Origin of the sequence: Flavobacterium sp. LAR06, from assembly GCF_041946075.1 — a bacterium.
Classification (GTDB): Bacteria; Bacteroidota; Bacteroidia; order Flavobacteriales; family Flavobacteriaceae; genus Flavobacterium.
Genome location: NZ_JAUTYT010000010.1, coordinates 60,334 through 75,693 on the forward strand (window position 1 = coordinate 60,334; position 15,360 = coordinate 75,693).

Consider the following 15,360-nt stretch of genomic DNA (forward strand, 5'->3'; position numbering starts at 1 on the left):
AATTCCAATTTTAAAAATTCCAAATTCCAATTTTTTAACCGCAAAGAGCGCGAGGCTTTATTTTTGCTTTGCGAGTTTTAAGTTCGCAAAGCTTTGAGGTTAAATTCAGCAATCTAAAATCTAAAATCTGAATTCTAAAATCATTTATCCAGCTATTAATTCTTCTATTTTTTTCTCTTCTGCAATTCGTTGTAATGCTTTTTTGTAATCAGTTGGCATCACTTTTACGAAATGTTTCTGTTCATTTTCCCAGTCTGCTAAAATCCTTTTTGCTAATGGACTGCTAGTGTACAATGAATGGTTTTTGATCAATCGTCTTAGTTTTGTAACATCCTCTTCTTCGATTGGATCAAATGCAACCATTTCCATGTTACATACAGTTGAATCGAATTTTTTAGCTGGATCATAAACATAAGCAACACCACCGCTCATACCAGCTGCGAAGTTTCTTCCTGTTTTTCCTAAAACAACCACGGTACCACCAGTCATGTACTCGCATCCGTGATCTCCAATTCCTTCAACAACAGCAGTTGCTCCAGAATTTCTCACACAAAAACGCTCTCCGGCCATTCCATTAATATAAGCCTCTCCGGTAATAGCTCCGTAGAGGGCAACGTTTCCAATAATGATATTGTCTTCAGGTTTGAAAGTTGCAGTAGGAGGTACTTTTACAATTAGTTTTCCTCCAGAAAGACCTTTTCCTAAATAATCATTACAGTTTCCGTGAATTTTAAATGACAACCCGTTTGTTGCAAAAGCACCAAAACTTTGTCCGGCAGAACCTTCAAAATCAACTAAAATAGTGTCTTCAGGTAAACCTTGTGCGCCATAGATTTTTGAGATTTCATTACTCAAAATGGCACCTACAGAACGGTCTGTATTTTTAATTTTAAAAGTAACTCTTGTTTTTTCTTTTCTATAAATTGAAGGAATCGCTTCTTTAATGATATCAAAATCCAATACATTTTCAAGCTGGTGATCTTGCGTAGTTGTATTATGATTTGGCTCTGTTTTCGCTTTTTCCGGTTTGTATAGAATTGATGACAAGTCTAAACCATTTGCTTTATAATGTTTGATGGCTTTGTTCACATTTAATTTTTGTGATTGACCCACCATTTCTTTTAAGGTTCTGAAACCTAACTGCGCCATGATTTCTCTTAACTCTTCAGCAATAAAATACATGAAGTTGATAACGTGCTCTGGAGTTCCTTTGAAATTTTTTCTCAATTCTGGATCCTGAGTTGCAATACCAACCGGACAAGTATTTAAGTGACAAGCTCTCATCATAATACATCCTGAAGCAACAAGCGGAGCAGTTGCGAAACCAAATTCTTCAGCTCCTAACAATGCAGCGATAGCTACATCACGACCTGTTTTCAATTGTCCGTCGCACTCTAAAACTACACGGCTTCTTAAATCATTTAAGATCAAAGTTTGCTGTGCTTCAGCTAAACCAAGTTCCCACGGAATTCCAGTGTGTTGTAATGAAGTTAATGGTGCAGCACCAGTTCCTCCGTCATAACCTGAAATAAGGATCACGTCAGCTTTTGCTTTGGCAACACCGGCAGCAATTGTTCCAACACCCACTTCAGAAACTAATTTTACATTTACACGCGCTTCACGATTGGCATTTTTTAAGTCGAAAATCAATTGAGATAAATCCTCAATAGAGTAAATATCGTGGTGAGGAGGAGGCGAAATCAAACCTACATAAGGTGTAGAGTTTCTGGTTTCAGCAATCCACGGCACTACTTTTTCTCCTGGTAATTGTCCACCTTCTCCAGGTTTTGCACCCTGAGCCATTTTAATCTGAATCTCTTTAGCGTTTGTCAAATAGTTGATAGAAACACCAAAACGTCCTGAAGCAACTTGTTTGATCGCACTGTTTCTGGAATCTCCGTTGATTTCTTTCTGGAAACGTTTTGGATCTTCTCCACCTTCTCCAGAGTTACTTTTCCCGCCAATTCTGTTCATTGCAATCGCTAAATTCTCGTGCGCTTCTCTACTGATAGATCCGTAAGACATCGCACCAGTTTTGAATTTCTTTACAATTTCTGTCCAAGGTTCTACTTCATCAATAGAAATTGGATCTAAATTGTTGAATTCAAACATACCTCTAATCGTCATTAGGTTTGAGCTTTGCTCGTTAACCATGTTAGAGTACTCTTTATAACTTTCCGGACTGTTCAAACGAACGGCCTGTTGTAATTTTGCAATTGTTGTTGGATTAAACATGTGTTTTTCTCCACCACGTCTCCATCTGTAAATACCTCCAATTTCTAAAGAAAGCAAGTTGGCTACTTTCGAATTTGGGAATGCTTTTTGGAAACGTTTTTTCACTTCTTTTTCTACTTCCATCAAACCAATTCCTTCGATTCTTGAAGGTGTGTAAGGGAAATATTTAGATGTAAAGGTTTTGTTTAAACCTAAAATCTCGAAAATTTGAGCAGCTCTGTAAGAATGTAAAGTAGAGATACCAATTTTGTTCATGATTTTAACGATTCCTTTTGCAATCGCTTTGTTGTAGTTTACAACAGCGTAATCTGCTTTTACACCCGTAATAAATCCTTGTGCTACCTGATCATGAATGATTTCGTTTACCATATATGGATTGATCGCACTTGCGCCGTATCCGAATAATAAAGCAAAATGATGCGGCTCACGAGGCTCAGCTGATTCGATTATGATTCCGAATTTAGAACGAACCTGTAAAATGTTCAAAGAGTGGTGAATGTAAGAGCAAGCCAATAACATAGGAATTGGAGCCAATTCTTCGCTTACGCCTCTATCTGACAATATAATTACATTGCATCCTTCAGAAACAGCTTTGAAAGTTGCGTTAACACATTTTTCAAGAGCGCGCTCTAAACCGTTAACTCCTTTTTCTATTTTGTATAAAGTAGAAATAGTAGCCGATTTGAAATCTGCGTGATCAATGTTTCTTATTTTATCCAAATCCTCGTTAGAGATAACCGGATTTTGGATTTTTAGTTTTTTACATTGTTTAGATTCAATTTCAAAAATATTGAAATCTCCACCAACTGCTAAACTGATATCAGTAATGATTTCCTCACGAATACCATCCAAAGGTGGGTTGGTAACCTGAGCAAATAATTGTTTGAAGTAGTTATACAACAATTGGGGCTGGTCTGACAATACTGCCAAAGGCGTATCGTTACCCATAGAACTGATTGCTTCAGCTCCCTGGCCTCCCATTGGGTTGATGATTGTTTTTAAATCTTCAATCGTATAACCAAATAGTTTTTGTCTTGTTACGAAATCTAATTTCTCAACCGGAGTAGGGTTATTTGTGTAAGGAACTTTAGATAAAGGCAATAAGTTTGCATCTAACCATTCCTGGTAAGGACGTTTTGTAACTATCGCTTTTTTAACTTCTTCGTCTTCTATAATACGACCTTCGTTCATATCAACCAGGAACATTTTTCCTGGCTCTAAACGACCGTGCTGAATTACATCTTCCGGATCGATATCCAATACACCAATTTCTGATGACATGATTACGAAACCGCTTTTTGTCAAAGTATAACGAGAAGGACGTAAACCGTTTCTGTCTAATAATGCACCAATTACGTTACCATCTGTAAACGGAATAGAAGCAGGACCATCCCAAGGCTCCATAATACAAGCGTTAAACTCGTAGAAAGCTCTTTTTTCAGGAGACATTGTCTGGTGTTTTTCCCAAGCTTCAGGAACTACCATCATCATTGCTTCCGGCAATGAACGACCTGTCATTAATAAAAGTTCAACCACCATATCCATAGAAGCAGAGTCTGATTTTCCTTCTAAGATAATTGGGAATAATTTTTTGATATCATCGCCAAAAACTTTGCTTTGCATAAGCTCTTCACGAGCACGCATACGGCTTACGTTTCCACGAAGTGTGTTGATCTCACCATTATGACACATGTATCTAAATGGCTGAGCTAATTCCCAAGAAGGGAAAGTATTGGTAGAGAAACGTTGGTGAACTAACGCCAAACGAGTCACTAAATCTGGATCTTTTAAGTCAACATAATAACGGCTGATGTCTTCCGGCATCAATAGACCTTTATATATTATGGTAGTTGTCGATAAACTAGAGAAATAGAACATATGGCTTTCAGAGGTTTTAGATCCTCTAATAGCGTGTTCAGCAATTTTTCTAGCTGCAAAAAGTTTTGCATTAAATTCATTTTCAGTTAAATCCTGACCATTTTTGCTAACAAAAACCTGTTTAACTGTTGGTTCTTTTTCTGCGGCAATCTGCCCTAAATTTTCTACTTCAACAGGTACATCTCTCCAACCTAAGATCTTTAAGTTCTGATCTTTAATAGTTGCTTCAAAAGTGTTCATACAAAAAGAAACCTGGTTTTTGCTTTTTGGTAAAAAAACCATTCCTACTGCATACTCACGTGTTTCAGGGATTTCAAAGTCACATACCTTCTTGAAAAAGTTATGTGGGATGTCGAATAAAATTCCAGCTCCGTCTCCAGTTCTTCCATCAGAACTAACTGCACCACGATGTTCCAATTTTATTAAGATGTCCAATGCTTTGTGAATAATATCGTTAGATTTAATACCATTCAAATTACAAATAAATCCTGCACCACAATTGTCGTGTTCAAATTCAGGCAAATAAAGCCCTTGTTCTTTAACTTTCATTCTTGATATTTTTTCTACAAAAATAAAGATTTCGTTAAACATAATGTAGTGAAATTGTAATTTGGCTTACATTTTTGTTGTAATATTAGAAAAACGATTCTTAAATGATAATAATTTTATTTAAACCATTGCTAAATGATAAAATGGCAATATGTTTTAAATTATATTAGGAAAAATCCGCGGTAAGGTATTGTATTTGTTGGTATTTTTGTTAAATATCAAACGATATAGTGATTTTCTGTTAACATTAACAAAGCAATTGTTTAACTATTTATTTGCTTTCGAAAATAAATATAAAGGAATCTCAAATAGACTCATTTTTAATTGAAAAAGATTTTACTATTAAGTTGAATTTTGCTACTTTTGTCGCACTTTTATTCTGAAATAAATTCAGAACCAGACAAATTCTATATTATGAACATACACGAATATCAAGGAAAAGAAATTTTAGCTAGTTACGGAGTACGCATTCAACGCGGAATTGTGGCTAATAATGCAGTTGAAGCTGTGGCTGCTGCAAAACAATTAACTGCCGAAACTGGTACAGGATGGCACGTAATAAAAGCACAAATTCACGCAGGTGGACGTGGAAAAGGTGGTGGAGTTAAGTTGGCTAAAAATCTTCAACAAGTTGAAGAAATTGCAGGACAAATTATCGGAATGCAATTGATTACACCTCAAACTTCTGCGGAAGGAAAAAAGGTAAACAAAGTTTTAGTTGCTGAAGATGTATACTATCCTGGTGAAAGCGAAACTTCTGAATTTTATGTTTCTGTTTTATTGAATAGAGCTACTGGTCGTAACATGATTATGTATTCTACTGAAGGTGGAATGGATATTGAAGAAGTTGCTGAGCACACACCACACTTAATCTTTACTGAAGAAGTTGATCCAACTGTTGGATTACAAGGTTTTCAAGCGAGAAGAATTGCCTTTAACTTAGGTCTTTCTGGAAATGCTTTCAAAGAAATGGTTAAATTCATCGATTCATTATACAATGCTTACATTGGTTCTGATGCTTCTATGTTTGAAATCAACCCGGTTTTAAAAACATCTGACAACAAAATTATGGCTGTTGATGCTAAAGTAAATATCGATGATAATGCTTTATACAGACAACCAAAATATGCTGAAATGAGAGATATCCGTGAGGAGAATCCAATCGAAGTTGAAGCTAAAGAAGTAGGTTTGAACTATGTAGATCTTGACGGTACTGTAGGATGTATGGTAAACGGAGCTGGTCTTGCAATGGCAACTATGGATTTAATTAAATACGCTGGTTTTGAGCCTGCTAACTTCTTAGACGTTGGTGGAACTGCTGATGCAAAACGTGTTGAAACCGCTTTCCGTATTATCTTAAAAGATCCAAACGTAAAAGCAATTTTGATTAATATTTTTGGTGGAATCGTTCGTTGTGACCGTGTGGCGCAAGGAGTTGTTGACGCTTACAAAAATATGGGTGATGCTATTAAAGTGCCAATTATCGTTCGTTTGCAAGGAACAAATGCTGAAATTGCAAAAGAATTAATTGACAATTCTGGTATGCCAATCTTATCAGCTGTTCAATTTCAAGAAGCTGCTGACCAAGTTAAAGCTGCGCTTTCTTAATCAACTAAGAAATCAATTATATATAAAAATCCCTTCGATTATTCGGAGGGATTTTTTTTGCTATCTACTTAACCGCAAAGCGCAAAGTTTTTTACTTGTAGGATTTTATATAAGCGAAAAGTTCGCAAAGCTTTATCTATATAGCCTTGCGAACTTTGCGTAAACCTTAGCGCCCTTTGCTGTTAAATTAATTATTTCAAAACTGTTGACAATTCCACAAGTTCAAAAGTTGGATCATGTGCAATAAATTCTCTCAACATGGCCGCATGGCCGGCACCCAATAAAACCATGATTTTATCATCTTTGCTTTCAGTCAATTTTTGGATTAAGGAATACATATACAGGTTTCTTTCATACCATTTAGCAACTAAAGACGGACCTGTAAAATCATCTGCTTTTCCAGTTCTGTTTGCTACTTCTAAATACCATTGTATATTTTCATTGTCGCTTTCTTTTTTGTTGAAGTAAAGCATAAGTTCTGTTAAGGTACTTTTTGAAATTCTTTCGTTATGCTCATTCTCAAATTTTTTCGTCATTTCTTCATTCTTTTTAATCAAATCCTGCTGATTGGCCTTTTCCATACTCATCATTAAACTGTCATATGGAAAACTGTTGCGATAATCAATTCCATATAATTTTTTATGATTCAGTTTTTTAGCAGTGCGAAGGGCTAACTGCGTAATTTCATTTTTACTGTTTTTAAAAAGACTGTCTGTGTTTTTATTATAAAATTTGTCTAATTCATCTTGTTTGGTGTATTTCCATTCCACAAAAATTTTATCCGGACCGAATTTCTTGATTTTGTCACTTATAGTCTCAAGCTCTTTTTTGCTTTTGTCAGACATGATATTGAACGTTTTAATTTGAGCGACGTCATTTCCTGGATTTGCAAAATGAAAAGTTCCGATTAACAATATTTGTTTCTTTTTTGTTTGAGCAGAGGATAGGTTAAATGTAAAAAGGACTAGTAATAAAATGATTTTTTGCATAGTGATTTTGTGTTTAAATTCAGGGCAAATGTATAAGCAGATTTGCAGTATTTTTCCCCTTTTTGATGAACGACGGATTCTGTTTGATTAACACCAGGAATTTCTCTTCCAAATTTTAAGTATAAAGTTTTTCATGGTTCATCACTAAAAAAGAATGTTTCATATAAACAACGTTTTCATTTAAAGTCATAATTGTATTTTTGGACTTATAACCGATAATTATGAAACTCAGAATTCCATTTTATTACCATATTATTCTTTTCCTCGGATTGTTTTTGACCTACTGTCTTTGGGATTACGGAATCAATAAACGGATCGCAATGGTACAGGAGACTACGCTCTATTTCTGGATGACATCGACTTTTATTCTTTCCGTTTTTGTGGTTTATATTATCAATTTTTATACGGTTTGCGATTGGTTTCTCAATAAAAAGAAAATTCATTTTTACTTTTTGAGTCTTCCATTTTCGTTACTCATTTTCGCGGGTGTCAGGTATTTTTTTCAGGAAGTGATTATGTTTCAATTTACAGGAATTCATAATTATTTTGAAAGAAGCAGAGAAGTAATCTTTTACATTCAAGACAATTTTATCTTTGGTTTACCCGCTATTATTTTTAGTATGCTGAGTTATTTGTTTTGGCAGTTCCAGCATACGCAGCAACAAAATCAGGAATTGCTTTTAGAAAACAAAAAAGCGGAATTTCAAATGCTGAAAGCGCAGGTTAGTCCTCATTTTTTGTTTAATACCTTAAATTCGTTTTACAGCCAACTGATTTTGAAAGAGGATGAAATGGCGGCAGATATTTTAGTTTTGTCTGATTTACTTCGTTATGTTATTACGGAGACTGAAAAGGATGAAGCGGTACTTTCAAAAGAAATTCAGTTTATACAGAATTATATTCATTTACAGAAAAAACGATTTGAAGATCAGTTGTTTTTGGATTTTACTATTAAAGGAGATTATTCGAATGAAAAGATTCTTTCGTCGGTATTAATTCATTTTGTAGAGAATGTTTTTAAGCATGGAAAAATTAATAATGAAAAAGAAAAAGCAGTTATTTCAATTCGTATAAAAGAGGGTTTTTTAGAAATTTCAACTTTTAATTATAATATGGGAGGTGAAAATTATTCTTCAACCGGAATAGGTTTTGAGAATCTGACAAAAAGGTTGGAATACATGTACAAAGACCAATTTCTACTTGAAAAAACAGAAGAAAACAATACCTTTAAAACCTACTTAAAAATACCGCTAAAAAAATAATTTATGGCTTTAAAATGTATTATTGTGGATGATGAGCCGCCAGCAACGCGTATTCTGGAGAATTATATTGAGAAAGTATCCTTTCTGGAAAAAGTGGGTGTTTTTAATGATGCATTAAAAGCATTAGAGTTTTTAAATACACAAACGGTTGATGTTATTTTCTTAGATATTCAAATGCCTCAATTGACCGGTTTGCAAATTTCCAGAATTATTTCAAAAGATATAAAAGTCATTTTTACAACGGCATACCCTGATTTTGCATTGGAAGGTTTTGAGTTAAATGCAGTTGATTATTTATTAAAACCAATTTCGTTTGAACGCTTTTATCAGGCAGTTTCCAAATTAAATACAGAACCAAAAATGGAGGTTTTATCCAATGGTAATTCGTCTGATTTTATATTCGTTAAAACGGATGGTAAAAATAAGTTCCAGAAGTTGTTTTTAGATGAAATTCTATATGTCGAAAGCCTTCAGAATTACGTTTGTATTCATACTTTAAAGCATCAAATCATTACACATTCTTCTTTAAAAAATGTAATCGAATCGTTGCCGGAAAAGCATTTTATTCAAATTCATAAATCTTATGTAATTGCCGTAAAGCAAATTGAATCAACAGATAGTTTTTCGGTTTTTATTAATAATAAAGAATTACCAATTGGAGCAACTTTTAAAGATGCTTTCTTTGAGAGAATTGATCAAAATAAAATGTAAACAAATCATTTAACTGCAAAGCGCAAAGGATTTAATTTGTAAGGTTCAATTTAAATACAAAAGTTCGCAAAGCTTTATCAATATAGCCTTGCGAACTTTGCGTAAATCTTAGTGCCGTTTGCGGTTAAATTTTCGAGCTAGTAATTATTTCTTATTCTTACCGTTTTTATAAACAACCTTCTCTACAACCTGTATTTTAGGAGTAGCCGGTTTTTTCTTGAAAGGTTTTTTAGCAGCCGGACCCGTTTTAGAAGGAGCTTTGTCACCTCTTCCTTTTTCAGCATCTTTTGGACTTGCTTTAAATTCAGGTCTTTCTTTAGTACTGTCTTTTTTTGGAATTTCTGCTTTATGTTTCGCTAAAACATCATTCGGGTTTTTAGGATTTTCTTTGGTCCCTCTTAAATGAATTACCAATCCATTTAGGAAGTTACGCAAAACCTGATCACCGCATTCCATATAATTTTCATGATCTTCGGCTCTGAAAAAAGCTCCTAATTCTGACTTTGTAATTCTAAAATCTACTAATTCTAAAATCTCAACTATTTGATCATCACGGAGCATCAAAGCCACGCGCAGTTTTTTTAGGATATCGTTGTTCGTCATCGTTTAATTTTTTACAAAGGTACGTTTTAAAAGCAATTAGATCGCAATTTTGGATTTAGAATTATAGGTAAAGAGTATTGATATTTTCACGCAAAGTCGTAAAGTCGCCAAGTAAAACAATCCAACCTTTGCGTTTTTGCGACTTTGCGTGAGATTAATTCAGTATTAAAATTTACTTAGTAAGTGTTTTTGCTGTTTAAAAGATTTATTAATTTATCTAAATCTTCCTGTAGATGGTTCGCCGTAACCACAATTCTATTGAGATTATCTGCGTTTTGTTTGTACTTAAAACTGGCAATTATAATCTTATTTTCTTTTAATATTTCAATAATATTTTTGTCTTTCAGATAAATTAAAGGGTAGCTTTTATCAAATTTAATAGAATCGTGTTTGACAAGTTTTTGGTCGATATAAGCAAGATTGTCAACTAATTTTTGATGTTGTTTTGGATATATTTCAGCAGCATCAGCTAAAGTTTGCACAAAAGCGGGATTCATGCCGGCAGCAGAACCAAAGATTTCTGATTTTTTAATTTCTTCAATAAAAGAAATATCACTTGCAATTACGCCTCCGGTTAGGCCAAAAGCTTTTCCTAATGAAGAGACCATAATTTTTCTCTTTATCGGAAGATTGATATCAGAATAAATTCCGCAGCCATTTTGACTTAAAATTCCAAGAGAATGCGATTCATCAATTAGCAATGTAATTTCTTTGTTCTTTGGAATTTCTCTTAAAACACTTAAATCAATCGCATTGGTTTCAAAAGAAGGAACTGCATCGCTCAGGATTGTAATTTTCTCTTGTTTATTATCCAATAATCTGGGATTTATTTTTCCATCAACAAAAACGGGTAAACTATTGTCTGCCTGAATTGCCGTATGAACGTCATCAAAATGAAAAAAGGTATCAGTCTGTTTTTTCAATTCATCTATCACCAGTTTTCCGGCCAGCATTCCTGAAGAAACGGTAACAACGGCTTCTACTTTAATGTAATTTGCTAAAAATTTTTCGCCGTTGTCATAAGCGGTAACTTTTACATTTGCATTTCTGGAGCTTCCGTATGTAGTTCCCCATTTCAGAATATTTTTTACAACCAATTCCTGAAAAGCTTTGTTTGTTGACAAACCCAAATAAGCCGTTCCGCCAAAATACAAATACTGTTCTTTGTCGATTTCGATAATTCGATCTGGAAATTGATTGACATTCATTTTGATTAAAGTAAAGTTACGCCGGTTCCGTTAAGTTCAGAATAGGAGATAACACCATTTTTTATTGTAACTCCGGTTGCAATATCTTCGGATAAAAGTAAAGCACCGTCCATATCAACATAATCCAATTGCGGCAACAAATGCGCAATAGCTGATATTCCCACCGTTGATTCGGTCATGCAGCCCACCATCGTTTTTAATCCGAGTTTCTTAGCCTCTTCGATCATACGCTTTCCTGGTGTTAATCCGCCACATTTTACCAATTTTACATTTACGCCATGAAAATGATTGTGACATTTTGCAACGTCCTCTTCAATAATACAGCTTTCATCAGCGATTACAGGTAAAACAGAATGTTTGAAAACCTCTTTATGTGCTTCCCAATTATCTGCTTTCATGGGTTGTTCCAGAAATTCTACGCCTAATTTTTTTAGCTCAACTGCATTATTAATAGTTTCTTCAACGCCCCAGCCGCAATTGGCATCAATTCTAAAAATAGCATTAGTGTGTTTGCGAAGTTCTTTTACGATCGCAATGTCTTCTTTGGTCCCTAATTTAATTTTATAGATCGGCCACGGCAGTTCCTGCATTTTTGAAACCATTTTTTCTATGGAAGCAATTCCAATGGTGTAATCAGTTAATGGGTTTCTTTCCGTAGTATAATTCCATAACTCGTATAGTTTTTTACCTTTCTTGCGTGCATATAAATCGTTATAGGCCAAGTCCAGAGCGCACAAAGCAAACATATCGTGTTTTAAAAACGGATATATTTTTCCCCAAAAGACCTCTGGGGTTTCATTTTCAGAAGCTTCAATGGTACTTCTGAATTTTTCCAAATCCTCTATCATCATCGGAACAGTAGTTTTGTAGTAGGGATTTGAAGTAGCTTCACCAAAACCCGATAAGCCGTCACTTTGTAATTCTACAATAAGGGAAGGCTGAGAATCAATTGATTCTCTTGATATGGTAAAAGTATGTTTGAGTTTTAAATTATACTCTCTTAAGATTAGTTTCATGATTGAATGATGTTTTAATTTTATTCTAATAGCCAAGCCAAAGAACTGCGTTTACAAAATTATCGCGCCAGAGTTTTTCATTATGTTCACCGCCTTTTACAACCTTCGATTTTGTCAGATGTAGACAATAACATCGATTACGATCTAAAAGCGTTTCCATTCTTTTCATTTCTCCAACCATGTCGTCGCTTTCTTTGTCTCCACATAAAAAATAGATTCTGGTTTTATTTTTTGGAGCTTGTTCTGCATAAGTATAAATGTCATTTGAAAACCAAAAAGAAGGCGAAAAAACGCCTGCATTTCCAAAAACTTCAGGGTATTTTAGAATTGCATAGTAAGAAACCAAACCTCCAAGTGAACTTCCCATTATGGTTGTGTTTTTGGCTTTGGTTTTAGTTCTGTAATTTTTGTCGATATAGGGTTTTAGTGTTTTTACAATAAAATCAAGATAATTGTCTGCATTTCCACCGCCATATTTTTCATTTTTAAAAGGCGTCAATTCATCAATTCGTTTGTCATTTCCGTGTTCAATTCCTACGACAATAACAGGAGCTTTAAGGCTGTCCAGTTTTTCATCAACATTCCATTCACCGACATAAGAGGTTTTGGCGTCAAATAAATTTTGAGCATCGTGCATATAAATGACGCTGTATTTTTTCTTGGCTGAAGCCGAATATCCTTCAGGTAAATAAATCCAGATTTTCTTGGTGGTTTTGAGTTGAGGAGCTTCTATCGTAAAAGTCGATACATTTTTTGAAGCGGTACTCTGTGCATTTCCTATGGAGATTATCCACAGAAAAATAAAAAAGAATAATCCTCTAATCATTAGTATTTTTGTGTTTAAATTTGACAGCAATATTTTAGCTAAAAATAATAAATTGATGAATACAGAAGCAGAAAAGAGAAGTTTACTTTTAGAAATGATAACTTTTTCTACCGTTGATGGAAAATTGCACAAAAGAGAGTATGATTTTTTGTGGCTTGTTGCCCAGGAATTAAATATTGATTTTGATGTTTTTAATGATTTGTTTCATCAGGAACATACAAAACAAATTATAAAATCAGAGTTTCAGCGCATTCAACAATTTTACAGACTGGCTTTGATTATGCATTGCGATGGAATTTTGCATGAAAAAGAAGCAAAAGGAATACAACAAATTGCCATTGAAATGGGATTGAACCCCGGTGCAGTAAAACGTGTTTTAGATTTGATGAAAAAAGCACCTAATGCCATGATCGATCCTAAACTTTTACTGCGAGTTTTTCAGGAACAACATAATTAAGATAATTGTTCCTGTAGTTTTTTAATATCATCACGCAATTTTGCCGCTTGTAAAAAGTCCAATTCTTTGGCAGCTTTTTCCATTGATTTTCGTTTCTCACGAATCATTTTTTCCAATTCTCCTTTAGATAAATAAGCCGTTTCCGGTTCTGCAGCAATTGATAGAGTGTGACCTAATTCATATTCCACCAACGGATTTTTAGTAAACGCACTATCGATTTTCTTGTTTAAAGCTTGAGGAGTAATATTGTTTTCGACGTTGAAATTGATCTGTTTCGTTCTGCGATAATTGGTTTCATCAATCGTTTTCTGCATGCTGCCTGTCATTTTATCAGCATATAAAATTGCTTTTCCGTTAAGGTTCCTTGCGGCACGACCAATAGTTTGGGTCAACGATTTGTGATTACGTAAAAAACCTTCTTTATCAGCATCTAAAATAGCCACAAGCGAAACTTCCGGTAAATCCAAACCTTCACGAAGTAAATTAACACCAATTAGAACATCAAAAATACCTTTACGCAAATCCTGCATGATTTCTATACGTTCTAATGTATCAACCTCGGAGTGAATATAACGGCAACGAATATTTACTTTGGTTAAATATTTAGCCAGTTCTTCGGCCATTCTTTTGGTTAAAGTCGTAACTAAAACCCTTTCGTCTAATTCACAGCGAACCTGGATTTCTTCTATTAAATCATCAATCTGATTTAAACTAGGTCTTACTTCTATAACCGGATCTAATAATCCTGTCGGGCGAATAATTTGTTCTACATAAATACCGTCTGATTTTTGCAGTTCATAATCTGCGGGGGTTGCAGAAACATAAATAACCTGATTTTGCAAAGCCTCAAATTCTTCAAATTTTAAAGGTCGGTTGTCCATAGCGGCAGGTAAACGGAAACCGTATTCAACCAGATTTTCTTTACGGCTGCGGTCACCTCCATACATAGCATGAACCTGTGAAACGGTTACGTGACTTTCGTCCACAACCATCAAAAAGTCGTCTGGAAAATAATCAAGTAGACAGAAAGGTCTTGTACCGGCTTGTCGTCCGTCAAGATAACGGGAATAATTTTCAATTCCGGAGCAGTAACCCAATTCGCGAATCATTTCTAAATCGAAATTGGTACGTTCTTCCAAACGTTTTGCTTCCAGATGTTTTCCTATTTCTTTAAAGTAATCAACTTGTTTTACCAAATCCTGTTGGATTTCCCAAATTGCGCCTTGCAGTACTTCAGGAGAAGTTACAAACATATTGGCAGGGTAAATGGTCAGTCTTTTGAATTTTTCAATGACTTGCGAAGTCTTGGCATCAAAAGATTCTATTTCTTCAATTTCATCTCCAAAGAAGTGAATTCTAAAAGCATCATCAGCATAACTTGGGTACACTTCAACGGTATCACCTTTGATCCTGAAGGTGCCCGGATTAAAATCGGCTTCCGTTCTGGCGTATAAACTTTGTACTAAGCTATGTAATAATTTAGTTCGTGAAATGACCTGGTCTCTATATATTTCAATTACGTTTTTCTTAAACTCCACTGGATTTCCAATACCATACAGACAAGAAACCGAAGCCACAACCAAAATGTCGCGTCGCCCAGAAAGTAGGGAAGAAGTGGTGCTCAAACGCATTTTTTCAAGCTCTTCATTGATAGATAAATCTTTTTCGATAAAAACACCCGTTACAGGCATAAAAGCTTCAGGCTGATAGTAATCGTAGTAAGAAACAAAATACTCAACCGCATTATTTGGAAAAAACTGTTTGAATTCAGAGTACAATTGTGCAGCTAAAGTTTTATTATGGGCTAAGACCAAAGTAGGTCTTTGAACTTCCTCAATAACATTAGCAACCGTAAATGTTTTTCCGGATCCTGTAACTCCTAATAAAGTTTGATATTTTTCTCCATCCCGAACACCTTGTGCTAGTTTTTCAATTGCTTGTGGCTGATCACCTTTTGGACTATATTCTGAGGATACCTGGAAATTCATTTTTGACTGATGAAAAGTTTAGTTTTGTAA

11 protein-coding genes are annotated in these 15,360 nt (G+C 34.6%); 4 read left to right on the forward strand and 7 right to left on the reverse strand.

Features of this window, described 5'->3' with window-relative positions; translation table 11 throughout:
* Window positions 1-144 precede the first annotated feature (144 nt).
* Window positions 145-4,662 (reverse strand): glutamate synthase large subunit, encoded by a 4,518-nt coding sequence (gene gltB / locus Q7C23_RS15055; RefSeq protein ID WP_375033311.1) that lies wholly within the window; start codon window positions 4,660-4,662, stop codon window positions 145-147.
* Window positions 4,663-5,076: 414 nt separating this feature from the next.
* Here gltB and sucC point away from each other — a divergent pair, with 414 nt between their 5' ends.
* Complete coding sequence (sucC, locus tag Q7C23_RS15060) at window positions 5,077-6,270, forward strand: ADP-forming succinate--CoA ligase subunit beta (protein ID WP_026986007.1); 1,194 nt, start codon at window positions 5,077-5,079, stop codon at window positions 6,268-6,270.
* A gap of 191 nt (window positions 6,271-6,461) precedes the next feature.
* Here the strand turns inward: sucC and Q7C23_RS15065 are convergent, their stop codons facing one another.
* Window positions 6,462-7,259: a DUF5694 domain-containing protein gene (locus Q7C23_RS15065; protein ID WP_375033312.1), complete on the reverse strand. Its 798-nt coding sequence runs from the start codon at window positions 7,257-7,259 to the stop codon at window positions 6,462-6,464.
* A 221-nt stretch (window positions 7,260-7,480) separates the two neighbouring features.
* Between Q7C23_RS15065 and Q7C23_RS15070 the strand changes: the two genes are divergently transcribed.
* Both Q7C23_RS15070 and Q7C23_RS15075 read left to right on the forward strand, forming a co-directional pair.
* Window positions 7,481-8,521 carry a sensor histidine kinase gene (locus Q7C23_RS15070; RefSeq protein WP_375033313.1) on the forward strand — a complete coding sequence of 347 codons (1,041 nt, stop codon included), beginning with the start codon at window positions 7,481-7,483 and terminating at the stop codon, window positions 8,519-8,521.
* Window positions 8,522-8,524: 3 nt separating this feature from the next.
* On the forward strand, window positions 8,525-9,232 hold the full coding sequence (locus Q7C23_RS15075) for a LytR/AlgR family response regulator transcription factor (protein ID WP_375033314.1): 708 nt from the start codon (window positions 8,525-8,527) through the stop codon (window positions 9,230-9,232).
* Between the two features lie 144 nt (window positions 9,233-9,376).
* On the opposite strand, the gene Q7C23_RS15080 is transcribed toward Q7C23_RS15075, so the two are convergent.
* The 4 genes from Q7C23_RS15080 to Q7C23_RS15095 all read right to left on the reverse strand — a co-directional run bounded on the left by Q7C23_RS15080 (window position 9,377) and on the right by Q7C23_RS15095 (window position 12,885).
* Window positions 9,377-9,835, reverse strand: coding sequence for a DUF1456 family protein (locus Q7C23_RS15080; protein ID WP_375033315.1), 459 nt, complete (start codon window positions 9,833-9,835; stop codon window positions 9,377-9,379).
* Window positions 9,836-10,011: 176 nt separating this feature from the next.
* Window positions 10,012-11,043 carry an aminotransferase class I/II-fold pyridoxal phosphate-dependent enzyme gene (locus tag Q7C23_RS15085; protein WP_375033316.1) on the reverse strand — a complete coding sequence of 344 codons (1,032 nt, stop codon included), beginning with the start codon at window positions 11,041-11,043 and terminating at the stop codon, window positions 10,012-10,014.
* Window positions 11,044-11,048: 5 nt separating this feature from the next.
* The gene (locus tag Q7C23_RS15090; protein ID WP_375033317.1) at window positions 11,049-12,059 is read right to left on the reverse strand and encodes a dipeptide epimerase; all 1,011 of its coding nucleotides are present in this window, start codon (window positions 12,057-12,059) and stop codon (window positions 11,049-11,051) included.
* Window positions 12,060-12,084: 25 nt separating this feature from the next.
* Entirely contained in the window at window positions 12,085-12,885 is an 801-nt protein-coding gene (locus tag Q7C23_RS15095) for an alpha/beta hydrolase (RefSeq protein WP_375033318.1), read from the reverse strand.
* A gap of 55 nt (window positions 12,886-12,940) precedes the next feature.
* On the opposite strand from Q7C23_RS15095, the gene Q7C23_RS15100 reads away from it, so the two are divergent.
* Window positions 12,941-13,342 (forward strand): excinuclease ABC subunit B, encoded by a 402-nt coding sequence (locus Q7C23_RS15100; protein ID WP_072976048.1) that lies wholly within the window; start codon window positions 12,941-12,943, stop codon window positions 13,340-13,342.
* Here Q7C23_RS15100 and uvrB read toward each other — a convergent pair.
* The gene (gene uvrB, locus Q7C23_RS15105; RefSeq protein ID WP_375033319.1) at window positions 13,339-15,330 is read right to left on the reverse strand and encodes an excinuclease ABC subunit UvrB; all 1,992 of its coding nucleotides are present in this window, start codon (window positions 15,328-15,330) and stop codon (window positions 13,339-13,341) included. The genes Q7C23_RS15100 and uvrB overlap by 4 nt on opposite strands.
* Between the last annotated feature and the right edge of the window lie 30 nt (window positions 15,331-15,360).

Bases quoted from the DNA above. Each gene is read 5' to 3' on its own strand.
- Q7C23_RS15090 (WP_375033317.1), bottom strand. From the start codon at position 12,059: ATGAAACTAATCTTAAGAGAGTATAATTTAAAACTCAAACATACTTTT.
- sucC (WP_026986007.1), top strand. From the start codon at position 5,077: ATGAACATACACGAATATCAAGGAAAAGAAATTTTAGCTAGTTACGGA.
- Q7C23_RS15065 (WP_375033312.1), bottom strand. From the start codon at position 7,259: ATGCAAAAAATCATTTTATTACTAGTCCTTTTTACATTTAACCTATCC.
- gltB (WP_375033311.1), bottom strand. From the start codon at position 4,662: ATGAAAGTTAAAGAACAAGGGCTTTATTTGCCTGAATTTGAACACGAC.
- Q7C23_RS15075 (WP_375033314.1), top strand. From the start codon at position 8,525: ATGGCTTTAAAATGTATTATTGTGGATGATGAGCCGCCAGCAACGCGT.
- Q7C23_RS15100 (WP_072976048.1), top strand. From the start codon at position 12,941: ATGAATACAGAAGCAGAAAAGAGAAGTTTACTTTTAGAAATGATAACT.
- Q7C23_RS15070 (WP_375033313.1), top strand. From the start codon at position 7,481: ATGAAACTCAGAATTCCATTTTATTACCATATTATTCTTTTCCTCGGA.
- Q7C23_RS15085 (WP_375033316.1), bottom strand. From the start codon at position 11,043: ATGAATGTCAATCAATTTCCAGATCGAATTATCGAAATCGACAAAGAA.
- uvrB (WP_375033319.1), bottom strand. From the start codon at position 15,330: ATGAATTTCCAGGTATCCTCAGAATATAGTCCAAAAGGTGATCAGCCA.
- Q7C23_RS15095 (WP_375033318.1), bottom strand. From the start codon at position 12,885: ATGATTAGAGGATTATTCTTTTTTATTTTTCTGTGGATAATCTCCATA.
- Q7C23_RS15080 (WP_375033315.1), bottom strand. From the start codon at position 9,835: ATGACGAACAACGATATCCTAAAAAAACTGCGCGTGGCTTTGATGCTC.